At 55.5% G+C, this 22,075-nt stretch carries 21 protein-coding genes; 8 read left to right on the forward strand and 13 right to left on the reverse strand.

Annotated features, from left to right (window positions below):
• Positions 1 to 7 precede the first annotated feature (7 nt).
• The 9 genes from atpH to asnC all read right to left on the reverse strand — a co-directional run bounded on the left by atpH (position 8) and on the right by asnC (position 7,183).
• Entirely contained in the window at positions 8 to 541 is a 534-nt protein-coding gene (gene atpH, locus EDF75_RS17180) for a F0F1 ATP synthase subunit delta (RefSeq protein ID WP_045853731.1), read from the reverse strand.
• Between the two features lie 14 nt (positions 542 to 555).
• Complete coding sequence (gene atpF, locus EDF75_RS17185; RefSeq protein ID WP_041143358.1) at positions 556 to 1,026, reverse strand: F0F1 ATP synthase subunit B; 471 nt, start codon at positions 1,024 to 1,026, stop codon at positions 556 to 558.
• 54 nt (positions 1,027 to 1,080) lie between these two features.
• The gene (atpE, locus tag EDF75_RS17190; RefSeq protein WP_000429386.1) at positions 1,081 to 1,320 is read right to left on the reverse strand and encodes a F0F1 ATP synthase subunit C; all 240 of its coding nucleotides are present in this window, start codon (positions 1,318 to 1,320) and stop codon (positions 1,081 to 1,083) included.
• Between the two features lie 47 nt (positions 1,321 to 1,367).
• A complete protein-coding gene (gene atpB, locus EDF75_RS17195) occupies positions 1,368 to 2,183 on the reverse strand; it encodes a F0F1 ATP synthase subunit A (RefSeq protein ID WP_041143359.1) in 816 nt (271 codons plus the stop codon).
• Between the two features lie 8 nt (positions 2,184 to 2,191).
• Positions 2,192 to 2,572 carry a F0F1 ATP synthase subunit I gene (atpI, locus tag EDF75_RS17200; RefSeq protein ID WP_133600269.1) on the reverse strand — a complete coding sequence of 127 codons (381 nt, stop codon included), beginning with the start codon at positions 2,570 to 2,572 and terminating at the stop codon, positions 2,192 to 2,194.
• Positions 2,573 to 3,188: 616 nt separating this feature from the next.
• Positions 3,189 to 3,812: a 16S rRNA (guanine(527)-N(7))-methyltransferase RsmG gene (rsmG, locus tag EDF75_RS17205; protein WP_133600270.1), complete on the reverse strand. Its 624-nt coding sequence runs from the start codon at positions 3,810 to 3,812 to the stop codon at positions 3,189 to 3,191.
• Between the two features lie 109 nt (positions 3,813 to 3,921).
• Positions 3,922 to 5,811, reverse strand: a complete 1,890-nt coding sequence (mnmG, locus tag EDF75_RS17210) for a tRNA uridine-5-carboxymethylaminomethyl(34) synthesis enzyme MnmG (RefSeq protein WP_045853729.1) — start codon at positions 5,809 to 5,811, stop codon at positions 3,922 to 3,924.
• Between the two features lie 381 nt (positions 5,812 to 6,192).
• Entirely contained in the window at positions 6,193 to 6,633 is a 441-nt protein-coding gene (mioC, locus tag EDF75_RS17215; RefSeq protein WP_133600271.1) for an FMN-binding protein MioC, read from the reverse strand.
• Positions 6,634 to 6,724: 91 nt separating this feature from the next.
• On the reverse strand, positions 6,725 to 7,183 hold the full coding sequence (gene asnC, locus EDF75_RS17220; RefSeq protein ID WP_045853727.1) for a transcriptional regulator AsnC: 459 nt from the start codon (positions 7,181 to 7,183) through the stop codon (positions 6,725 to 6,727).
• 151 nt (positions 7,184 to 7,334) lie between these two features.
• On the opposite strand from asnC, the gene asnA reads away from it, so the two are divergent.
• A complete protein-coding gene (gene asnA, locus EDF75_RS17225) occupies positions 7,335 to 8,327 on the forward strand; it encodes an aspartate--ammonia ligase (RefSeq protein WP_041143364.1) in 993 nt (330 codons plus the stop codon).
• Between the two features lie 8 nt (positions 8,328 to 8,335).
• Here asnA and viaA read toward each other — a convergent pair whose 3' ends face one another.
• Positions 8,336 to 9,784, reverse strand: a complete 1,449-nt coding sequence (gene viaA, locus EDF75_RS17230; protein ID WP_133600272.1) for an ATPase RavA stimulator ViaA — start codon at positions 9,782 to 9,784, stop codon at positions 8,336 to 8,338.
• Positions 9,781 to 11,280, reverse strand: coding sequence for an ATPase RavA (ravA, locus tag EDF75_RS17235; RefSeq protein WP_133600273.1), 1,500 nt, complete (start codon positions 11,278 to 11,280; stop codon positions 9,781 to 9,783). The genes viaA and ravA overlap by 4 nt, the downstream gene beginning before the upstream one ends.
• 338 nt (positions 11,281 to 11,618) lie before the next feature.
• Between ravA and kup the strand changes: the two genes are divergently transcribed.
• From kup to rbsR, 7 genes are all read left to right on the forward strand, one after another.
• Positions 11,619 to 13,487 carry a low affinity potassium transporter Kup gene (gene kup / locus EDF75_RS17240; RefSeq protein WP_133600274.1) on the forward strand — a complete coding sequence of 623 codons (1,869 nt, stop codon included), beginning with the start codon at positions 11,619 to 11,621 and terminating at the stop codon, positions 13,485 to 13,487.
• A 185-nt stretch (positions 13,488 to 13,672) separates the two neighbouring features.
• Positions 13,673 to 14,092, forward strand: coding sequence for a D-ribose pyranase (gene rbsD, locus EDF75_RS17245; protein WP_045853722.1), 420 nt, complete (start codon positions 13,673 to 13,675; stop codon positions 14,090 to 14,092).
• A gap of 10 nt (positions 14,093 to 14,102) precedes the next feature.
• Positions 14,103 to 15,608 (forward strand): ribose ABC transporter ATP-binding protein RbsA, encoded by a 1,506-nt coding sequence (gene rbsA / locus EDF75_RS17250; RefSeq protein WP_133600275.1) that lies wholly within the window; start codon positions 14,103 to 14,105, stop codon positions 15,606 to 15,608.
• A gap of 5 nt (positions 15,609 to 15,613) precedes the next feature.
• Positions 15,614 to 16,579, forward strand: coding sequence for a ribose ABC transporter permease (rbsC, locus tag EDF75_RS17255; protein ID WP_041143370.1), 966 nt, complete (start codon positions 15,614 to 15,616; stop codon positions 16,577 to 16,579).
• A gap of 27 nt (positions 16,580 to 16,606) precedes the next feature.
• Positions 16,607 to 17,497, forward strand: coding sequence for a ribose ABC transporter substrate-binding protein RbsB (rbsB, locus tag EDF75_RS17260; RefSeq protein ID WP_041143371.1), 891 nt, complete (start codon positions 16,607 to 16,609; stop codon positions 17,495 to 17,497).
• A gap of 102 nt (positions 17,498 to 17,599) precedes the next feature.
• Positions 17,600 to 18,532, forward strand: a complete 933-nt coding sequence (gene rbsK, locus EDF75_RS17265; RefSeq protein WP_166646198.1) for a ribokinase — start codon at positions 17,600 to 17,602, stop codon at positions 18,530 to 18,532.
• A 12-nt stretch (positions 18,533 to 18,544) separates the two neighbouring features.
• Positions 18,545 to 19,528: a ribose operon transcriptional repressor RbsR gene (gene rbsR / locus EDF75_RS17270; RefSeq protein ID WP_166646206.1), complete on the forward strand. Its 984-nt coding sequence runs from the start codon at positions 18,545 to 18,547 to the stop codon at positions 19,526 to 19,528.
• Here the strand turns inward: rbsR and mdtD are convergent.
• Together mdtD and EDF75_RS17280 are read right to left on the reverse strand one after the other, a co-directional pair.
• Complete coding sequence (mdtD, locus tag EDF75_RS17275; protein ID WP_133600277.1) at positions 19,525 to 20,922, reverse strand: multidrug transporter subunit MdtD; 1,398 nt, start codon at positions 20,920 to 20,922, stop codon at positions 19,525 to 19,527. The two genes, rbsR and mdtD, sit on opposite strands and share 4 nt — an antisense overlap.
• 10 nt (positions 20,923 to 20,932) lie before the next feature.
• Positions 20,933 to 21,634 (reverse strand): FadR/GntR family transcriptional regulator, encoded by a 702-nt coding sequence (locus EDF75_RS17280; RefSeq protein ID WP_133600278.1) that lies wholly within the window; start codon positions 21,632 to 21,634, stop codon positions 20,933 to 20,935.
• Positions 21,635 to 22,075: the final 441 nt, after the last annotated feature.

Raw genomic sequence — 22,075 nt, forward strand, 5'->3', positions numbered from 1 at the left:
AGTCCCCTTAAGACTGCAAGACGTCTGCAAGGCGATCAAGACGGCCGCGTACGCTGCCATCAATGACCATATCACCCGCACGGATGATAACACCTGCCAGTACAGACTTATCGATTTTGCAATTCAGCTTAACTTTGCGTGACAAACGTTTTTCCATCGCGTCGGCAATCTTCGCGAGCTGTTCTTCACTCAGTTGGGTGGCAGAAATAACATCTACCTCTGCGGTTGCCTCACTGGCAGCGCGCAGGTGAATGAACTGCTCAAGAACATCCGGGAGCACCTTCAGACGACCGTTTTCAGCCATAACCCGAATCAGGTTCTGGCCGCTGTCGTCCAGCTGCTCGCCGCAGACCGCGATGAACGCTTCAGAGAGCGTTTCCGGCGCCAGGGCACCGGACAGAAGCTCTGCCATTTGTTCGTTTTTAGTCACTTCAGCGGCAAACGCCAGCATATCCTGCCAGCGCTCAACACCTTTGTGTTCGACGGCAAAGTCAAAAGCTGCTTTGGCGTAGGGGCGAGCTACCGTTACAAATTCAGACATCAGCCCCTCCCTCCTTACAGTTCAGCGACAAGTTTATCCACGATGTCGCTGTTAGCAGCTTCATCCACGGAACGTTCGATGATCTTCTCGGCGCCAGCAACAGCCAGGATTGCGACCTGCTTACGCAGCTCCTCACGAGCACGTTTACGTTCGGCATCAATTTCAGCCTGCGCCTGTGCGACGATTTTGGTGCGTTCCTGTTCTGCTTCAGCTTTAGTTTCATCCAGAATCTGAGCGCGACGCTTGTTCGCCTGCTCGATGATTACCTGGGCTTCCGCTTTCGCTTTTTTCAGCTGGTCGGTCGCGTTGGCCTGTGCAAGGTCCAAATCCTTCTTAGCGCGTTCTGCAGAAGCTAAGCCGTCAGAAATCTCTTTCTGCCGCTTTTCGATGGCAGCCATTAAAGGCGGCCATACGTACTTCATGCAGAACCATACGAAAAGAACAAACGCGATGGCCTGGCCGAGGATTGTTGCGTTCATGTTCACAGCACAATACCTCTTAAATTAACTCTGTGGCTTAGGTTTCTTACGTACAACTTACTACGCGACAGCAAACATCACGTACAGACCCAGACCTACAGCGATCATCGGGATTGCATCCACCAGACCCATAACGATAAAGAACTGAGTACGCAGCAGAGGAATCAGATCCGGTTGACGCGCTGCGCCTTCCAGGAATTTGCCCCCGAGGATGCCGATACCGATCGCAGCACCGATCGCCGCCAGACCCATCATCACAGCGGCAGCCATGTACAGCAGATCCATATTCAGGTTTTCCATGACAGTCTCCAGTTTGTTTCAATAAAAACGTAGTATGTTGGTAAAAATCAATGCTCTTCGGATGCCATCGACAGATAGACGATCGTCAGAACCATGAAGATGAAGGCTTGCAGCGTAATAATCAGGATGTGGAAAATGGCCCATGGCACATTCAGAATCCACTGTGACCACCACGGCAGCAGGCCAGCAATCAGAATGAAAATCAGCTCACCGGCATACATGTTGCCGAACAGTCGCAGACCCAGAGATACAGGTTTGGACAGCAGGCTTACCCCTTCAAGGATTAAGTTGACAGGAATGAACGCCCAGTGATTGAACGGCTGCAGCGTCAGTTCTTTAACGAACCCACCCACGCCTTTCATTTTGATGCTGTAGAAAAGAATCAGGATAAACACGCCAAGCGCCATCGACAGGGTGATGTTAACGTCCGCAGACGGAACCACGCGCAGTGCAGGCAGGCCGAAAATGTGTTCACCGATGTAAGGAATCAGGTCGATTGGCAGCAGGTCCATCAGGTTCATCAGGAATACCCAGACGAACACGGTGAGGGCCAGCGGAGCAATCAGCTTGCTCTTGCCATGATACATATCTTTAACGCTGCCATGGACGAAGCCAATGGTCATCTCGATAGCCGTCTGGAGTTTACCCGGTACTCCGCTGGTCGCTTTCTTCGCAACGCTACGGAAAATGGTAAGGAACAACAGACCGAGCACCACTGAGAAGAACATGGAGTCAATGTTGAGCGTCCAGAAGGTGGCCGGGGGGTTGTGCGGATCCACCAGCGAGAAAGTACGCAGGTCCAGCTGAAGGTTATTCAGATGGTGTCCTATGTATTCCTGCGGCGTCATATTTTCTGCAGCCATGATGCCTTTTACCCTTTGTTGTTAATTACAGCTGGTGCCAGAATTTGTACCACCAGCACCAAAACCCACGTCACGATCAGCGGTAAAAATACCACTTTGAAAACGGCCAGCGCCATCACGAGGAGGGCGAAGGTCAGCAACACCTTGGAAGCTTCACCGATAGCGAAGGTCCAGGCCATTCGGCCTTTAGCTGGTGTATGCGCCTGATGACGCCAGGCAAAAATCATAAACATTATGTTTGGCACAACCACCGCCAAACCTCCGCATAGTGCAGAGATGCCCCAGAAGGGGTCTTTGAGGCTGAACAGCAGTCCACTTGCTATTACTGCCAGTAACTGAATAAACAGAAGCTTACGAGCAACGTTTCGACTCAAGAGCGACACAGACATCACGTTTTTACTCCTGCTCCCTTCGAGGTATGTCGCGTGTCGTATAAAACGTCCTTTGAGGCGAAGAGTCAAGCATCAAAAAGCGGACAAATTATACGGTGACAACCCGTGAATTCAAACAATAAGTAGCAAAATAGTGAATAAATGTTTAATTATTTTCTGACAGGCAACTTTTCCTGCATTTTGCCAATCTGTGAGCGATCATGCAAAACTGCAAATACCGAGAAAACACGGCCTATAAAGCGTGCATTAGATCACATTATAAACATTTAGGGTTTTGCTGAATTAATTTTGTTCATAAATCATGAATTTTCATCCTTTTGATATTCAACATAAAAATCAGGGACTTTTTCCAAAACAACCCTACATACATTAAAAACGTTTTATTGACATTTATAATAAATATTTAACAACCATATGCCTGTTCAGCGCCTTGATTTGTAGCGGGCTGATATTTTCAAAGTTGACTATTGTTCTGGTAAATGAATCAGCAAAAGTTAATCGCCAGAAAAGCCATAGTGAAAATATGGTTAAATGCCTCCCGATAATACCCCGGCGTTACGTTCATTTTTGTAACATCCGCAGGTGACATTTTTTCCACATTTTTTGGTAAAAATTAAATCTTTTTTGATTTAATAACCACCAGGTGGCGCTCCCCTTCCAGCTGAGGGACTCGCAGTTTAATCACCTCGCTCACCGCGTATCCGGCAGGCAAATCGGTGAGCTCCTCTTCCTGAGCCACGCCCTTAAGCGCGTAAAAATGCCCCTCTTCTGCAGGCAAATGGTGGCACCAGCTCACCATATCATTCAGCGAGGCGAACGCGCGGCTGATCACGCCATCAAACGGCGGCTCGGCCGGGAACGCCTCTACCCTACTCTGCACCGACGTCACGTTCTCAAGCTTCAGCTCATGCTGAACCTGACGGAGAAAGCGCACGCGCTTGCCAAGGCTGTCCAGCAGGGTGAAATGGGATTCAGGGCGTACGATGGCCAGCGGAATACCGGGCAGTCCTGGACCGGTGCCGACATCGATAAAACGGCTTCCTTGAAGATAGGGTGCAACGACGATGCTGTCGAGAATATGCCGCACCAGCATCTCATTCGGGTCGCGAACGGAGGTCAGGTTGTAGGCTTTGTTCCACTTATCCAGCAGTCCAACATACGCTACCAGCTGATTTTTCTGATGATCGGTGAGCGTAATAGCCGCTTCATCCAGTAGACGAGAAAGTTTGTTGAGCACGGTCGGTACCTGTCTAAAAATAATGAGCCCGGAGGCGAAAACGCTTACCGGGCTGATGAACAACGAGGCGGAAAACGGGACGCAATCCGCCAAAAAACCTGTCTGAGGATCAGGCGCTGCGGCGCAGCATCCCCTGCTTTTTCAGCCAGACCAGCAGAATGGAGATCGCCGCAGGCGTCACGCCAGAAATGCGCGATGCCTGGCCGATTGAAGACGGTTTATGATCGTTCAGCTTGGCAATCACCTCATTGGAGAGCCCAATGACCTGACGATAATCAAGCGTAGCAGGCAGCAAGGTGTTTTCATTGCGCTGGTGTCTTTCGATCTCATCCTGCTGACGAGCGATATAGCCTTCATACTTAACCTGGATCTCAACCTGCTCAGCCGCCTGCGGGTCCTGCAGACCCGGAGCGAAAGGCGACAGCTGCACCAGCTGTTGATAGGTCATCTCCGGACGACGGAGCAGATCCTCGCCGCTGGCTTCGCGTGAGAGCGGCGCGGTGAGGTGAGCATTCACTTCTTCGACGCCTGCGGCCTGCGGGTTGACCCAGCTCGTTTTCAGCCGCTGACGCTCAAGTTCGATGCTTTCCAGCTTCTGATTGAAGCGCGCCCAGCGCTCGTCATCCACCAGACCCAGCTCGCGACCCTGTTCGGTCAGGCGCAGATCGGCGTTATCTTCGCGCAGCATCAGGCGATACTCCGCGCGGGAGGTAAACATGCGGTACGGTTCTTTGGTACCGAGGGTGCACAGATCGTCCACCAGCACGCCAAGGTAGGCCTGAGAGCGACCCGGCGCCCAGCCCTCTTTTTCGGCAGAGAAGCGACCGGCGTTCAGGCCGGCAAGCAGGCCCTGGGCCGCGGCTTCTTCGTAGCCGGTGGTGCCGTTAATCTGGCCGGCGAAGAACAGACCCTGGATATATTTGCTTTCCAGCGTCGGCTTCAGGTCGCGCGGATCGAAGAAATCATACTCAATGGCGTAGCCAGGGCGAACGATTTTGGCGTTCTCCATACCCTGCATTGAGCGAACAATCTGCATCTGGACATCGAACGGCAGGCTGGTGGAGATGCCGTTCGGATAAATTTCGTTAGAGGTCAGGCCTTCCGGCTCGAGGAAGATCTGATGCTGGTTGCGATCGGCAAAGCGCATCACCTTATCTTCGATCGACGGGCAGTAGCGCGGGCCGATACCTTCAATCACCCCGGCGTACATCGGGCTGCGATCGAGGTTATTGCGGATGACGTCGTGCGTTTTCTCGTTGGTGTGGGTGATGTAGCACGGCACCTGACGCGGATGCTGATCCGCAGATCCCATGAACGAGAATACCGGCATTGGGTCATCGCCATGCTGCTGTGCCAGGACGCTGAAATCGATGGTGCGCGCGTCAATACGCGGCGGAGTACCGGTTTTCAAACGGCTGACGCGCAGCGGCAGTTCGCGTAAGCGGCGGGAGAGCGAGATCGCCGGCGGATCGCCTGCACGACCGCCGCTGTAGTTATCCAGTCCGATGTGGATCTTGCCGTCGAGGAAGGTTCCGACGGTCAGGACAACCGCTTTGGCGCGAAACTTCAGCCCCATCTGGGTCACAGCGCCGACAACGCGATCGTTTTCGACAATCAGATCCTCAACCGCCTGCTGGAAGATCATCAGATTGGGCTGGTTTTCCAGCGCCGTCCGTACCGCCTGGCGGTAGAGCACGCGGTCTGCCTGAGCCCGAGTAGCGCGTACCGCCGGGCCTTTGCTGGCGTTTAGTATCCTAAACTGAATGCCCGCATGGTCGATCGCTTTCGCCATCAGGCCGCCAAGAGCATCCACTTCTTTTACCAGGTGTCCTTTCCCAATGCCGCCAATCGCCGGGTTGCAGCTCATCTGCCCCAGAGTGTCGATATTGTGTGTCAAAAGCAGGGTCTGCTGACCCATACGCGCTGCGGCCATTGCGGCCTCAGTGCCTGCATGACCCCCGCCAATGATGATGACGTCAAAAGGATCCTGATAAAACATGGTGGTATGCCTCGCATAAAGCGGTTTGAAAATGGATTGAAGCCCGGGCCGTGGATTCTACTCAACTTTCGACTTCCGAGAAAGCTCCGGGATCTTGAGTATTTAAAAGAAGATCTTTTATTTAGAGATCTGTTTTATTGTGATCTCTTATTAGGATCGGACCTTTCTGTGGATAAGCCGGATCCGCGTTTTAAGATCAATCGGTTAAGGAGGATCACTTTCTGTGAATGATCGGTGATCCTGTTCCGTATAAGCTGGGATCAAAATGAAGGGTTATGCACAGCTCAAAAAGCAGTCAACGCTTATGCTTTGGATAACTACCGGTTGATCAGTGGTTTTAAGCATAGTTATCCACAGATGATCGGGCGATCTTTACAAAAATTAGATCAAATTTTTCCAGGATCCCAGCCAAATCTCGGCCGGATCTTCCGGAATCTCATGATCGAGGACGTTAATCTTCAGCGTTTCGCCGATCTGTTTCGCTCCGCATGCCTTCAACGCATCGTCAATCTTGTCGATTGCGCCGCAGAAGGTGTCATATTCACGGCTGCCGATCCCGACTGAGCCAAAGCGTACGGCTGAAAGGTCCGCCTTCTGCTCCTGCAGCGCCTCATAGAAAGGCAGCAGGTTGTCAGGAATATCGCCGGCACCGTGCGTTGAGGAGATAACCAGCCAGATCCCGTCCGTCGGCAGATCTTCAATCAGTGGGCCGTGCTGGATTTCGCTGCTGTAGCCCGCTTCTTCCAGCTTTTCCGCCAGATGCTCTGCTACATATTCCGCACTGCCTAAGGTGCTGCCGCTGATAAGAGTAATGTCTGCCATGATCGTCCGCTCATTTATTCAGTGTGGCACATTGTACGCTGTGTGTGAGCTGGGATCTACCTGTGGAAAATGTGGGATTAAAAAAGCCCCATCACGGGCGGATGGTGCGCATAATCGGGTTTTGCAGGGAGATCAGCGTCTCGGTGGACTGAATTTCATCGATTGTTTGGATCTTGTTGATAAGTACCTGCTGAAGGGCGTCGATCGAGCGGCACATCACCTTAATAAAGATGCTGTAGTGGCCGGTGGTGTAGTAGGCCTCGGTCACCTCATCCAGGCTCTCGAGCCGGGCCAGCGCCGAAGGGTAGTCTTTAGCGCTTTTCAGGATAATGCCGATAAAGCAGCACACGTCGTAGCCGAGCTGCTTCGGATTCACGTCGATCCGCGCACCGGTAATAATGCCCGCCTGCTTCATCTTCTCCACGCGAACGTGGATAGTCCCCGGGCTGACGCCAAACTGTTTGGCCAGTTCGGCGTAGGCGGTGCGCGCATTGGCCATTAAGGCTTCAAGGATGCCGCGGTCCAGATTGTCGATCTGATAATTTTCCATAGGTTTTTCTTATGATGTTTGATGATTCTTTCTATATTAGCCTTATATTTTAATGAATCAAAAGTGTATTGACCTTTTTGTTGTTTGATTATTGAATTGATGGCCTGGTTTGTTGCTTAATCAATAGCAACAGGACGCAGGAGTTATAAAAATGAAAACCGCATACATCGCAAAACAACGCCAGATCAGCTTCGTTAAGTCTCACTTTTCCCGCCAGCTGGAAGACAAACTGGGCCTGATCGAAGTCCAGGCTCCCATTTTAAGCCGCGTAGGGGACGGGACTCAGGACAACCTGTCTGGCTGCGAGAAGGCGGTTCAGGTAAAAGTGAAAACGCTGCCGGATGCCCAGTTTGAAGTCGTTCACTCACTGGCTAAATGGAAGCGTCAAACGCTGGGACAACACGACTTCAGCGCGGGCGAAGGGCTGTACACGCACATGAAGGCCCTTCGCCCCGATGAAGACCGTCTGACCGCCATCCACTCCGTTTACGTTGACCAGTGGGACTGGGAGCGCGTGATGGGCGACGATGAACGCCACGACGGGACGCTGAAATCCACCGTAGAAGCCATTTATGCCGGGATCAAAGCGACCGAAGCGGCCGTCAGCAAAGAGTTTGGCCTGACGCCGTTCCTGCCGGAACGGATCCAGTTTGTTCATAGCCAGGATCTGCTGAGCCGCTACCCGGATCTCGACGCTAAAGGGCGCGAGCGGGCGATTGCCAAAGAGCTGGGCGCCGTATTTCTTATCGGGATTGGCGGCAAGCTGACCGATGGCCAGCGCCACGACGTGCGTGCGCCGGATTATGATGACTGGAGCACCGAGGTTGCCGAAGGCTTTGCCGGCCTGAACGGCGATATTCTGGTGTGGAACCCGGTTCTGGAAGATGCCTTCGAGCTTTCTTCTATGGGGATCCGCGTCGATGCCGAGGCTCTGAAGCGTCAGCTGGCGATCACCGGTGATGAAGATCGCCTGAAGCTGGAGTGGCACCAGGCGCTGCTGCGCGGCGAAATGCCGCAGACCATCGGCGGCGGTATCGGTCAGTCGCGCTTGACGATGCTGCTGCTGCAGCTCGACCACATCGGACAGGTCCAGTGCGGCGTATGGCCTGCACAGGTCCGTGAAAGCGTCGCTGCCCTGCTTTAATCCGCGCCTTAACGCCGCCAGCGCCTCAGCAGGCGGCTACGCAGCCCGGTATCAAAGCGCCAGATATGATCGAAGATGCGCATGATCCCGGGTTTGCCATGCATCGACATCGCCACCGCGTGAAAGCGATGCTGGTGACTGCGCTGAAGTTCTCCCACCTTATTGATCACCTCATCCGGCAGGCGCTGGGCGATAAAATCAGAAATGACCACCGCATCGGCATCCACCCACTGCGGGTTTTGCATGCGCTCAATAATGGCCCGAAAACAGCTGGCCAGATCGGTACCGCCGCGGAAACGCTGGCTGAGGAAACGAATCGCCTGCTCCAGCCCCTGCGGGCCGGTGAGCTCGTAGTGCACCACTTCGCTGGAAAACAGCATGATAAAGCAGCGCCGGTTGTCCGCCAGCGCGACCCGCATCAATGCCAGGCAAAACGCCTTGGCGCACTGTTCGTTAAAACCGCCCATTGAGCCTGAGGTATCGACGCAGACGATAAATGGCCCGCGCGGCTGTTCGTCAAAATCCTGCCGGGTAACCGGTCGTTCGGTGATTTTTTCCCGCCACGCGTCGCCGTGCAGCCGGTAGGTCAGCAGCTGCTTTTCCACCAGCTTGCGGTAGAACTCGAACTCCAGCTCGGTGATCCCAAGGGTGGCCAGCTCCGGCGGAAGCAGGCGCAGAATATCGTCGCTTTGCTGCAGGCCATCAACCTGTTCCGGTACCGTTGCCGGTTCGCGCACGAGGCTGCGAAAGGCCTCCATCGGCGCATCCTTTTTGGGGACCGATTTTGCTTCCCGCGAGCGCCCGAGCTGTTCAGCCAGCTGCATCAGCTCCGGCTGCTGCGTCAGAAAATCGCCGTAGCGAACGATCAGCTGATAATCGCCGCGCTTCAGCTCGCCTGCGCTCATATCCCACAGGCGCCCTGCGGAGTTATCGTTTTCCACCAGCACCGGCTCGAGCTGGCCGCTGAGGGTCATCCGCTCCTGCATCGTGTTGAGCAGCCGATCGCGCTCTTCATCCAGCAGCTGCTGATTGAGGGTGGTGGCCTGCACCACCAGGCTCAGGCGCCAGCGCTGCAGGAACAGGGTGTGCAGCGCGGGCGTAAAGTGCGGGTTATCATCCGCCAGCTGCTGGGCCTGGGCGGCAAAAGGGGATTCGAGCCTGTGCAGCTGCGTAAGAATTTGCGGCAGCTGAACGATGAACTGAGAGGTCGAAAGGAGCTGCGACCGCTGATAGTTCTGCACTTCTGCATCGAGCTCTGGCGGGATATGCGTCTCTTTTAGCCTGGCCCTGACGGCTTCGCGCCAGCGCGGGATATCGGCGGCGATAATGTTCTTCAGCCGCGGGAATTTTTCAAAGAAAATGGCAAGCTGCGGTGAGGCCAGCAGCGCCAGCAGCATCTCTTCGATCATCCCCTCTTCGCTGACTGCCAGCATGACATTCAGCATATCCAGCGTCATGGCTGACGAGCCTGTTTAATCTGCGCCCCGACGTCCTGCAGGCTGGCTTCGATACGTCCCAGCCAGTCACCGGGAATGAACAGACATTTTTGCTGTTCGCTAAAGCGGTTGTGCTGCTGATGCCACTCGTCATCGAGAGCTTCCAGCTGCTGGCGAATTTCCGCAGGCATATTTTCCTGCGATTCGCTGCCGGGAAGAGCCAGCCGCGAGCCCTGCAGGCTGACGTCGCGCACCACCAGATGCTGGCTGGTATCGACGTCCATATCTAGCGGCTGGGCAAAACCAATGCCGTTGAGCTTACCGCGGATCTCGCCGCCCTTCTCCAGCCAGTGGGAGAGCTCCTCACGGGTAAACGTAATATGGATAACCTGCATATCGTGTAGCTTAAGCGGCTGCTGAAGCAGCAGAAGGAGCGTTGTCCCTTCTACGTCAGCGGGAAGCTCATAGTGCGCTTTCCGGCTGAACATGCCGCCGAGACGCGTAACCTTCAGCGCGGTTTTGTCGCTGTGCTGCTGTTGGATCTGAATACGCCTTTGGGTGATCGCCCCGAGGCGCGTCAGCATCGCCTGCTGCTGCCAGGCGTGGTTGGTCATCAGGGTTTCCAGCAGCTGTGACATCAGGTTCATGCTTTCGACGTCGTGCCACAGGCAGTCTTTCAGCAGAATCAGGTCGATGGGCGCGATGCTATCGCGGCCGCTGAAGAAGGCGCTGGCCTGCAGCAGGCGAATGGCCTTTTTCCAGCGGCGGTCCGAAACGTAGGGCGCCTTGGGCTGCGTCTCCAGCTGCTGGCGCAGCTGATAGACAAGCTCGAATACGCTATCCGTCAGCTTCACGCCGCTGATATCCTGCTGCCACTGCGCAAACTCTTCGCTACTGACCTGCAGGGCAACCGGCACCGGATTACTGTTTTCATCCTGCTGGCTGAGCAGCATGGAGCGGAAGTTGGTTTTATCCTGTACCTTATCGAGCCACAGGCGGATCAGCATTCGGTCATACAGTGCTTCCAGGCTGCTATCCGCTTCCGGGAGTTCATTGGACGCCGCCACCAGCAGGCGCATCGGGATTTTCTCCTCGGTGGCGCCGTTGCGGAAGTGGCGTTCGTTAATGGCGGTCAGCAGGGTATTAAGGATAGCCGGACCGGCTTTCCAGATCTCATCGAGGAAGACGATCTCCGCTTCCGGCAGGTAGCCTGCGGTTAAGCGCTCGTAACGGCCTTCATCCTTCAGGGCCTGGATCGACAGCGGACCAAAAACCTCTTCCGGGGTAGAGAAGCGGGTCATCAGGTATTCAAAGGCGCGAGCCTGCTGGAAGGCGAATTTGAGACGGCGGGCGATCAGGCTCTTGGCGATGCCCGGCGGACCGAGCAAAAACACGCTCTCGCCGCTGAGCGCGGCCAGCAGACAGAGCCGTATCGCATGACTGCGTTCAAACAAACCTTTTTCCAGCGCCGCGCTGAGCCGGGAAATTCTTTCTGCCAGTAAATGTGATTGAGCCATAATTGAGTTGCGTGCTTTTTCATGTGTCGTTATTGAGTCGAGTATAGATGTTTGATTAGGTGTGGTAATAGCCTGAAGATTCGATTTATTTTCTTTGAGCCAGGTTAATATGGTGTCCGTTAGGGGTACGATTCAGCAAAGAATCGTGCATACTGTGCGCTTTTTGTGAGCCTGAGGACCGGGAACACATTTGTTTTATATACACAAAAACATTCAGGATGCGGCAAGGCAGCAAGGGATGAAATCCCCTGGCGCACGGCTATGTGAGCGGGATTTCTGGACGCCACCTGCGCAGAAGCAGCTTGAAAAATGATATGTATAAACGAAAAGACTAGTCTATGAGCTCTGATAATAAGCAATCGCTTCCGGCAGTAACGCTGGCGGCAATCGGCGTGGTATACGGCGATATTGGCACCAGCCCGCTGTATACACTGCGTGAATGTCTGTCAGGTCAGTTTGGGTTTGGCGTTGAACGTGATGCCGTTTTTGGCTTTCTGTCGCTAATTTTCTGGCTGTTAATTTTTACCGTATCACTCAAATATATCACCTTCGTAATGCGGGCGGACAACGCCGGAGAGGGGGGCATCCTGACGCTAATGTCGCTAGCGGGACGCAATACGTCCGCGCGAATGACGTCGGTGCTGGTTATCCTTGGGCTGATTGGCGGCAGCTTCTTCTATGGCGAGGTGGTCATCACCCCGGCGATCTCGGTGATGTCGGCGATTGAGGGGCTGGAAATTATTGCGCCCAATCTGGATACCTGGGTTGTTCCGATATCCATTATTGTGCTGACGCTGCTGTTTGCCATCCAGAAGCACGGCACCAGTATGGTGGGTAAGCTGTTTGCGCCGATTATGCTGATTTGGTTCCTGCTGCTGGCGGTGCTTGGTGCGCGCAGCATCATTGATAATCCGGAAGTATTGCAGGCGCTGAACCCGTACTGGGCGGTGCACTTCTTCCTCGAATATAAGACCGTCTCTTTTGTCGCCCTCGGGGCGGTGGTGCTGTCCATTACCGGCGTTGAGGCGCTGTATGCCGATATGGGCCACTTCGGTAAATTGCCTATCCGCTTAGCGTGGTTCTCCGTGGTGCTGCCTTCGCTGGTGCTGAACTACTTCGGCCAGGGGGCGCTGCTGCTCAAACATCCTGAGGCGATCAAAAACCCGTTCTTCCTGCTGGCGCCTGAATGGGCGCTGATCCCGATGCTGATTATCGCCGCTCTGGCGACGGTAATTGCCTCCCAGGCGGTTATTTCCGGGGTCTTCTCGTTGACCCGCCAGGCGGTGCGCCTGGGATACCTGTCGCCAATGCGCATCATCCATACCTCCGAGATGGAGTCCGGGCAGATTTATATCCCGTTCATCAACTGGCTGCTGTACGTTTCGGTGGTCATTGTGATTATCAGCTTCGAGCACTCCTCCAACCTGGCGGCGGCGTACGGTATCGCGGTGACCGGCACCATGGTGCTGACCACTATCCTGTTCACCACCGTGGCGCGTCAAAACTGGCACTGGAATAAATTCCTCGTGGCGCTGCTGTTTATCGCCTTTATGTGCATTGACCTGCCGCTGTTCTCGGCCAACCTGGATAAAATCGTTTCCGGCGGCTGGCTGCCGCTGACCCTTGGCCTGGTGATGTTCACCGTGATGACCACCTGGAAGAGCGAGCGTTTCCGCCTGCTGCGCCGGATGCATGAACACGGCAACTCTCTGGAAGCAATGATCTCTTCGCTGGAGAAATCGCCGCCGGTCCGCGTGCCGGGCACGGCGGTCTATATGTCCCGCGCCCTGAACGTTATCCCGTTTGCCCTGCTGCACAACCTCAAGCACAACAAGGTGCTGCATGAGCGGGTGATCCTGCTGACGCTGCGGACCGAAGATGCGCCTTACGTGCACAACGTTCGCCGGGTGCAGATCGAGCAAATCTCACCGTCGTTCTGGCGCGTGGTGGCGAGCTACGGCTGGCGCGAAACGCCGAATGTGGAGGAAGTTTTCCACCGCTGCGGGCTGGAAGGGCTGAGCTGTCGGATGATGGAAACCTCATTCTTCATGTCGCATGAATCGCTGATTATCGGCAAACGGCCGTGGTATCTGCGGCTGCGCGGCAAGCTGTATCTCCTGCTGCAGCGCAACGCCCTGCGGGCGCCGGATCAGTTTGAGATCCCGCCTAACCGGGTGATTGAGCTGGGTACCCAGGTCGAAATTTGATGTTCCGAAGCCCTTCCTTGCGAAGGGCTTTTTATTGTTTTTTGCCTGCGCTCACTTTTCTCTCCCCACGCTTGCGAAACGTTTCGATGGCGATCACATTTCTCTCTTTTGGCGGTGGTTTTCTGCGCGTATTTTGACAATACTCTGTTCAGCGAAACGTTTCGCTACTGGAGCAGAAGAGAAAAATGAAAAAGGGCACCGTACTTAACGCTGATATTTCCTCGGTTATCTCCCGCCTGGGCCATACCGATACGCTGGTGGTCTGCGATGCCGGGTTGCCGGTTCCCCGCAGCAGCGCGCGTATTGATATGGCGTTAACCCAGGGCGTTCCCTCCTTTATGCAGGTTCTGGAGGTGGTAACGGCGGAAATGCAGGTTGAAGCGGCGATCCTTGCGGAAGAGATTAAAACTCATAATCCGCAGCTCCATGCGACGTTGCTCACTCACCTTGAGCTGCTGCAGCAATACCAGGGAAACACCATTGAAATTCGTTACACCAGTCATGAGCAGTTTAAAAAACAAACCGCGGATAGTCAGGCGGTGATTCGCAGCGGGGAGTGCTCCCCGTTTGCGAACGTCATTCTCTGTGCCGGCGTCACGTTCTGAGGTCGCCGATATGGAAGCCTTATTGCAGTTAAAAGGGATCGATAAAGCGTTCCCAGGCGTCAAAGCGCTCTCCGGCGCCGCGCTCAACGTCTATGCCGGCCGGGTAATGGCGCTGGTTGGCGAAAACGGTGCCGGTAAATCCACCATGATGAAGGTGCTGACCGGGATCTACGCCCGCGACGCCGGCTCCTTAACGTGGTTAGGAAAAGAGACCACCTTCAACGGGCCGAAATCCTCTCAGGAAGCCGGGATCGGTATTATTCACCAGGAACTTAACCTCATCCCCCAGCTGACGATCGCGGAGAATATTTTCCTCGGCCGTGAGTTCGTGAACCGGTTTGGCAAAATCGACTGGAAAACGATGTATGCCGAAGCGGACAAGCTGCTGGCGAAGCTGAATTTACGTTTTAACAGCCAAAAGCTGGTGGGCGATTTGTCGATTGGCGATCAGCAGATGGTTGAAATTGCCAAGGTGCTGAGCTTTGAGTCGAAGGTCATCATTATGGATGAGCCGACGGACGCCCTGACCGACACCGAAACGGCTTCCCTGTTCCGCGTTATCCGCGAGCTGAAATCTCAGGGGCGCGGGATCGTCTATATCTCCCACCGCATGAAAGAGATCTTCGAGATTTGCGACGATGTTACCGTCTTTCGCGACGGGCAGTTTATCGCCGAGCGCGAGGTGGCGAGCCTGGATGAAGACCTGCTGATTGAGATGATGGTCGGCCGCAAGCTGGAAGACCAGTATCCGCGCCTGGATAAAGCGCCGGGTGCCGTGCGTCTCAAGGTCGATAACCTGTGCGGGCCGGGCGTGGAAAACGTCTCCTTTACCCTGCGACAGGGGGAGATTCTGGGCGTCGCCGGGCTGATGGGCGCCGGGCGCACGGAGCTGATGAAGGTCCTGTACGGCGCGCTGGTGCGCAGCAGCGGCTCCGTCACCCTCGACGGGCACGAAGTGGTCACCCGCTCCCCGCAGGATGGCCTGGCGAACGGCATCGTTTATATCTCCGAAGACCGCAAGCGCGATGGCTTAGTCCTCGGCATGTCGGTGAAGGAAAACATGTCTCTGACCGCGCTGCGCTACTTCAGCCACGCCGGCGGCCGGCTGAAGCATAAAGATGAACAGCAGGCGGTGGGCGATTTTATCCGCCTGTTCAATGTCAAAACGCCATCGATGGAGCAGGCGATCGGCCTGCTCTCCGGCGGTAACCAGCAGAAGGTGGCCATCGCCCGCGGGCTGATGACCCGCCCGAAGGTCCTGATCCTTGATGAGCCTACCCGCGGCGTGGATGTTGGGGCGAAGAAAGAGATCTACCAGCTGATTAACCAGTTTAAGGCCGATGGTCTGAGCATCATTCTGGTCTCTTCGGAGATGCCGGAAGTGTTGGGCATGAGCGATCGCATCATTGTGATGCATGAAGGGCATCTCGGCGGTGAATTTACACGCGAGCAGGCCACCCAGGAAGTATTGATGGCTGCCGCTGTGGGCAAGCTTAACCGTGTGAATCAGGAGTAAAAAAGATGACAACCCAGGCTGCTGCTGGTCGCCGCTATTTCACTAAAGCATGGCTGATGGAGCAAAAATCGCTGATTGCCCTGCTGGTGCTGATAGCGATTGTCTCGACCATGAGCCCCAACTTTTTTACCGTCAATAACCTGTTCAATATCCTGCAGCAGACTTCGGTTAACGCCATTATGGCGGTCGGCATGACGCTGGTTATTCTCACTTCGGGGATCGACCTGTCGGTGGGCTCCCTGCTGGCGCTGACCGGCGCGGTTGCTGCGTCGATTGTCGGCCTTGAGGTTAATGCGCTGGTGGCGATTGCCGGCGCGCTGGCGCTGGGTGCGGCCATCGGTGCGGTGACCGGGGTGATTGTAGCGAAAGGGCGCGTTCAGGCCTTTATTGCCACGCTGGTGATGATGCTGCTGCTGCGCGGGGTGACGATGGTCTACACCAACGGCAGTCCGGTGAATACCGGGTTTACGGATAATGCCGATCTGTTTGGCTGGTTTGGTATCGGCCGTCCGCTGGGGATCCCGACGCCGGTGTGGATTATGGCGATCGTCTTCCTTGCCGCCTGGTACATGCTGCACCACACGCGCCTGGGCCGCTATATCTACGCGCTGGGCGGCAACGAAGCGGCCACGCGCCTGTCCGGTATCAGCGTGAATAAAGTTAAAATCATCGTCTATTCTCTGTGTGGCCTGCTGGCTTCGCTGGCGGGCATTATCGAAGTGGCGCGCCTCTCCTCCGCGCAGCCGACGGCGGGGACCGGCTATGAGCTGGATGCCATTGCGGCGGTGGTGCTGGGCGGTACCAGCCTGGCCGGCGGCAAGGGGCGCATCGTCGGTACCCTGATTGGGGCACTGATCCTCGGCTTCCTGAATAACGGATTGAACCTATTAGGCGTTTCTTCCTATTACCAGATGATCGTTAAAGCGGTGGTCATTTTGCTGGCGGTGCTGGTAGATAACAAAAAGCAGTAACTAAGAACTCTACAGGACATCTTAACTATGAATATGAAAAAACTGGCGACCCTGGTATCTGCTGTTGCTTTAAGCGCGACCGTGAGCGCCAACGCGATGGCGAAAGATACCATTGCCCTGGTTATCTCGACCCTTAACAACCCGTTCTTTGTCTCTCTGAAAGAGGGGGCGCAGAAAGAAGCCGACAAGCTGGGCTACAACCTGGTGGTGCTGGATTCACAAAATAACCCGGCGAAAGAGCTGGCCAACGTGCAGGATTTGACGGTACGCGGCGCTAAGCTGCTGCTGATCAACCCGACCGACTCTGATGCGGTAGGTAACGCCGTGAAGATGGCTAATCAGGCGAAGATCCCGGTTATTACCCTTGACCGTCAGGCGGCGAAAGGTGACGTGGTTAGCCATATTGCTTCTGATAACGTGCTCGGCGGCAAAATGGCCGGCGACTATATTGCGAAGAAAGCGGGTGAGAACGCTAAGGTTATTGAGCTGCAGGGTATCGCAGGGACATCCGCGGCGCGCGAGCGTGGCGAAGGCTTTAAGCAGGCCGTCGCGGCTCACAAATTTAACGTGCTGGCGAGCCAGCCGGCAGATTTCGACCGTACCAAGGGCCTGAACGTCATGCAGAACCTGCTGACGGCGCATCCGGACGTGCAGGCGGTATTTGCTCAGAACGACGAAATGGCGCTGGGCGCACTGCGCGCTTTACAAACGGCGGGTAAATCCGATGTGATGGTGGTTGGATTTGACGGCACTCCGGATGGCGAAAAAGCGGTAAATAGTGGCAAACTAGCTGCGACAATCGCCCAGCTGCCTGAGCAGATCGGCGTGAAAGGCGTCGAGACTGCCGATAAAGTGCTGAAGGGTGAAAAAGTGGATGCCAGCTATCCGGTTGAGCTGAAACTGGTCATTAAGCAGTAGTAATATGCGATTCGGGCCGGCAACGGTCCGAGGGACAACATAAAAAAGAAAAGCAGGGCATGCGCCACCGGAGTCCGGTGGCGCGCTTTCCCGGGAACTCAAATGATGAAAACCGCAGGCAAACTTGTCGTCCTTGGCAGCATCAATGCCGATCACATTCTTAACCTTAAATCTTTCCCGACGCCGGGCGAAACCGTCACCGGCAGCCACTATCAGGTGGCTTTCGGCGGTAAAGGCGCCAACCAGGCCGTTGCCGCCGGGCGCAGCGGGGCAAACATTGCGTTTATCGCCTGTACCGGCGATGACGATACCGGCGAGCGCGTTCGCCGCCAGCTGGCGAGCGATAACATCGACATCGCGCCGGTGCGCGCGGTAAAAGATGAATCAACCGGCGTGGCGCTTATCTTTGTTAACGGCGAAGGTGAGAATGTCATCGGCATTCATGCCGGCGCCAATGCCGCCCTTTCGGTCGCTCAGGTTGAGGCTGAGAAGGCGCGTATTGCCGACGCCGATGCGCTGCTGATGCAGCTGGAGTCGCCGCTGGAGAGCGTGCTGGCGGCGGCCAAAATCGCCCATCAGCATCAAACAAGCGTGGTGCTGAATCCGGCCCCGGCGCGCGAGCTGTCGGATGAACTGCTGGCGCTGGTGGATATCATCACCCCTAACGAAACGGAAGCGGAGAAGCTGACCGGTATTCGCGTCGAAAACGATGACGATGCGGCCAAAGCGGCTAACGCGCTGCATAAAAAAGGTATCGGTACCGTTATTATTACGCTCGGCAGCCGCGGCGTCTGGGTGAGCCACGATGGCGAAGGCCGCCGGGTCCCGGGCTTTAAGGTTCAGGCCATCGATACCATTGCCGCGGGCGATACCTTTAACGGCGCCCTGGTCACCGCATTACTGGAAGGGACCGCGCTGGCAGAGGCCATCCGCTTTGCCCATGCCGCCGCCGCCATTGCCGTTACCCGCAAGGGCGCGCAGCCTTCAGTGCCGTGGCGAAAAGAAATCGACGAATTTTTACGTCAACAGGGGTAACGCTTGGCTACCATGAAGGATGTGGCCCGCGAGGCGGGCGTTTCCACCTCGACGGTTTCCCACGTCATTAATAAAGATCGTTTCGTCAGCGAGGCGGTTACCGCCAAAGTCGACGCGGCGATCAAAAACCTTAACTACGCGCCGTCCGCTCTGGCGCGTAGCCTCAAGCTCAATCAAACCCGCACCATCGGTATGCTGATTACCGCCAGTACCAACCCGTTTTATTCTGAGCTGGTGCGCGGCGTAGAGCGTAGCTGTTTTGAACGCGGCTATAGCCTGGTGCTGTGCAATACGGAAGGTGACGAGCAGCGCATGAACAGTAATCTCGAAACGCTGATGCAAAAGCGCGTCGATGGCTTACTGCTGCTCTGTACCGAGACGCATCAGCCTTCGCCAGAAATTATGCAGCGCTATCCTTCGGTGCCAACGGTGATGATGGACTGGGCGCCGTTTGATGGCGACAGCGATCTGATTCAGGATAACTCGCTGCTGGGGGGCGATATGGCGACCCAGTACCTGATAGACCAGGGGTATACCCGGATTGCCTGTATCGCCGGCCCGCTGGATAAAACGCCGTCGCGGCTGCGCCTGGAGGGCTATCACGCCGCGATGTCCCGCGCCGGGCTGGAAGTGGCTGAGGGATACGTGATTACCAGCGACTTTGAATTTGGCGGTGGATTCAGCGCGATGCAGGAGCTGCTGACCTTATCGGAACGCCCGCAGGCGGTATTTGTCGGCAACGACGCCATGGCGTTTGGGGCATATCAGTCGCTTTACCAGGCCGGGCTGCGTATTCCGCAGGATATGGCGCTGGTGGGCTATGACGATATCGAGCTGGCCCGCTATATGACGCCGCCGCTGACAACTATCCATCAGCCAAAGGATGAGCTGGGCGAGCTGGCGATTGATGTGCTGATTCACCGGATGGCCGATCCCGGACAGCAGCAGCAGCGCGTGCAGCTCACCCCTGAGCTTATCGTTCGCGGTTCAGCCTAGCGTTTGTGCCGTTCCTTTATCAGGTTGCGGCCATCCTTCGCCTTTAACAGCATAAACACCAGCGCGGATACGACGGTGATCGCGCCCATCGTAATAAAGGTGTAGTGAAACTGCTCCACGGTACTGGCGCTGTCGAACCCTTCATAAAAGCGCAGTACCGCCGCGCTAATCGCCACCCCGAGACTGATTGATAGCTGCTGCGTGACCGCCAGCAGGCTGTTGCCGCCGCTGGCGTTATCATCGGTGAGGTCGGCAAGCGTAATGGTGTTCATTGAGGTGAACTGAGTGGACATTGCCATCCCCAGAACGAAGAGCGGCAGCAGCAGCATCCAGACGGGCATCGCGGGCGACTGGAACGAGAACTGGGCGATCATCAGGCCGATAAATATCGTTACCCCTACCAGCGTTTTCCGGTAGCCGAGCCAGCGCAGGATCTGCGTAACGGTAGATTTCGCGATAATAGAGCCGACGGCGGTCGGCGCAATCATGCAGCCGGCGATAATTGCCGAATAGCCAAAACCGACCTGCAGCATCAGCGGCATCAGGAACGGCACGCAGCCCGTACCCAGACGCGTTGCCAGATTACCGGCGATCCCGACGGAAAAGGTTCGGGTCTTAAATAAAGAAAGCGAGATCAGCGGAGCTGGATGGCGGCGGGCATGGCGAATATAGGCCAGCAGTAAAAGAACGCTAAGGGCGATAACCGTCAGCGCGATCCAGCTGGCGACGATTTTCTCGCCAAACAGTTCGATACCGCTGGAGAACAGCACCAGGCTTAGCCCAAAGAGCAAAAATCCGCGGGTATCGAAACGTCGGCGTGGCGTAGTGAAGTCCGGCATGCATTTACGCGCATAAAGGATGCCAATAATGCCAATGGGAATATTGATCAGGAAAATCCAGTGCCAGCTGGCCCAGGTCACCAGCACGCCGCCGAGAACGGGGCCAAGAATAGGGCCGACAAGCCCCGGCATCGTTACGAAGTTCAGCACCGGCAGCAGCTCGCTGCGTGGATAGGCCCGCAATAATGCCAGCCGCGCGACCGGCATCATCATCGCGCCGCCAACCCCTTGAATGACGCGAAAGATGACCAGCTCCATCAGGGAGCCGGAAAGCGCGCAGGCGAGGGAGCCGAGCGTAAACAGGCCGACGGCAATAATAAACACTTTCCGCGTGCCGAAGCGGTCGGCCAGCCATCCGCTGACCGGAATGAGCATTGCTACCGTTAGCGTATAGCTGATGATCGCGGACTGCATTGCCAGCGGCGAACGGTTGAGGCTATGGGCTATTGCCGGAAGGGCGGTATTCAGAATGGTGGCGTCCAGCGCCTGCATAAAAAAGGCCATCGCCGCAATCCACGGCAGTCCGGCCATACTACGCCCTTTCTTCTCGGTCATGCGGAACCCTTTATTTACCTGAATGGTTTGGTGCGCTCAGCAGGGCCTGGCAGGCGCTGAGCGCTCGCGGGCCGTCGCTATTCAGAATAGCGTCAACAATTGCCTGATGGAGATCCAGCTTCACCACCTCATTCTGGGTAATAGAAGTGAAGTAAGTGTGATAGACCGAATGGAATAGCGAGGCGAAAGAGATAAGGAAGGGATTACCGCTCATTTCATAGATGTGCTCATGCCAGGCCATATCGACTTCAATCCAGCGCTCGCGCTGGAAGCGTCTTTTCAGCTCGCCCATCTCTTCCATTAGGCTATTAAGCTGCGCCTTCTGCTCCGCGCAGCCGTGGGTGGCGGCCAGAAAGCAGGCCTGCGGCTCGAGGCTGCTGCGCATGACGAGGAAGTGGGTCACCACCTCTTCGAAGTTATCTTCCGTTAACCACCAGGAGAGCAGCTCCTTGTCGAGAAAGTTCCAGCTACTGCGTGGCATAACGCGGGTACCGATGCGCGGGCGCGGCAAGAGCATACCTTTCGCTGTCAGCGTCTTGACCGCCTCTCGTACCGCCGTTCGGCTCACGCCGAACTGCTCGCCCAGCTCCATTTCGCCGGGGAGAATGCTTTCCGGCTGATATTCGCCGGTCAGAATTTTTTGGGCCAGTTTCTCCGCCAGTACCCAGGAGATGTTTTTCTGTGCCGCCAGTTGCTGTGCGCTTAAAGACATAAATGCCGTTCCTTTCTCTTTTCTACTCTATCAGTATGCCACCAGGCGGGGCGTTTCGTTGTTTAAAACGGCAAAACGCCGGTTTTTTGCCACTCCGCGACCCGTTTTGGTGAAAAAAGAGGCGGTTGAAAAGTTTTTTGCAAACAGGGCTTGTCAACGTCGGAGAACTCCCTATAATGCGCCTCCACTGACACGGAACAACGGCTTACAGGCCGCCGGGTCAGAAGGCTCCAGCGCTGAATATCAGCCGCGGAAGCCGACAGAGAAAAGCAAAATAAACGCTTGACTCTGAATGAGGAAAACGTAATATACGGGACCTCGCGACAGAGCGCTAAAGCGCGTCGCAACTGCTCTTTAACAATTTATCAGACAATCTGTGTGGGCACTCAAAGTGATATGGATTCTTAACGTCCTCGGACGAAAAATGAATACCAAGTCTCT

This window comes from Klebsiella sp. BIGb0149 (genome assembly GCF_004362605.1).
Classification (GTDB): domain Bacteria; phylum Pseudomonadota; class Gammaproteobacteria; order Enterobacterales; family Enterobacteriaceae; genus Klebsiella; species Klebsiella terrigena.

Excerpts from the sequence above, each read along its gene's own strand:
- rbsK (WP_166646198.1), top strand. The coding sequence starts at position 17,600 with ATGATGAAAACCGCAGGCAAACTTGTCGTCCTTGGCAGCATCAATGCC.
- ravA (WP_133600273.1), bottom strand. The coding sequence starts at position 11,280 with ATGGCTCAATCACATTTACTGGCAGAAAGAATTTCCCGGCTCAGCGCG.
- mnmG (WP_045853729.1), bottom strand. The coding sequence starts at position 5,811 with ATGTTTTATCAGGATCCTTTTGACGTCATCATCATTGGCGGGGGTCAT.
- atpH (WP_045853731.1), bottom strand. The coding sequence starts at position 541 with ATGTCTGAATTTGTAACGGTAGCTCGCCCCTACGCCAAAGCAGCTTTT.
- rbsR (WP_166646206.1), top strand. The coding sequence starts at position 18,545 with ATGAAGGATGTGGCCCGCGAGGCGGGCGTTTCCACCTCGACGGTTTCC.
- rbsB (WP_041143371.1), top strand. The coding sequence starts at position 16,607 with ATGAATATGAAAAAACTGGCGACCCTGGTATCTGCTGTTGCTTTAAGC.
- viaA (WP_133600272.1), bottom strand. The coding sequence starts at position 9,784 with ATGACGCTGGATATGCTGAATGTCATGCTGGCAGTCAGCGAAGAGGGG.
- atpE (WP_000429386.1), bottom strand. The coding sequence starts at position 1,320 with ATGGAAAACCTGAATATGGATCTGCTGTACATGGCTGCCGCTGTGATG.
- kup (WP_133600274.1), top strand. The coding sequence starts at position 11,619 with ATGAGCTCTGATAATAAGCAATCGCTTCCGGCAGTAACGCTGGCGGCA.
- mioC (WP_133600271.1), bottom strand. The coding sequence starts at position 6,633 with ATGGCAGACATTACTCTTATCAGCGGCAGCACCTTAGGCAGTGCGGAA.
- rbsA (WP_133600275.1), top strand. The coding sequence starts at position 14,103 with ATGGAAGCCTTATTGCAGTTAAAAGGGATCGATAAAGCGTTCCCAGGC.
- EDF75_RS17280 (WP_133600278.1), bottom strand. The coding sequence starts at position 21,634 with ATGTCTTTAAGCGCACAGCAACTGGCGGCACAGAAAAACATCTCCTGG.
- rbsD (WP_045853722.1), top strand. The coding sequence starts at position 13,673 with ATGAAAAAGGGCACCGTACTTAACGCTGATATTTCCTCGGTTATCTCC.
- atpB (WP_041143359.1), bottom strand. The coding sequence starts at position 2,183 with ATGGCTGCAGAAAATATGACGCCGCAGGAATACATAGGACACCATCTG.
- asnC (WP_045853727.1), bottom strand. The coding sequence starts at position 7,183 with ATGGAAAATTATCAGATCGACAATCTGGACCGCGGCATCCTTGAAGCC.
- atpI (WP_133600269.1), bottom strand. The coding sequence starts at position 2,572 with ATGTCTGTGTCGCTCTTGAGTCGAAACGTTGCTCGTAAGCTTCTGTTT.
- mdtD (WP_133600277.1), bottom strand. The coding sequence starts at position 20,922 with ATGACCGAGAAGAAAGGGCGTAGTATGGCCGGACTGCCGTGGATTGCG.
- rbsC (WP_041143370.1), top strand. The coding sequence starts at position 15,614 with ATGACAACCCAGGCTGCTGCTGGTCGCCGCTATTTCACTAAAGCATGG.
- asnA (WP_041143364.1), top strand. The coding sequence starts at position 7,335 with ATGAAAACCGCATACATCGCAAAACAACGCCAGATCAGCTTCGTTAAG.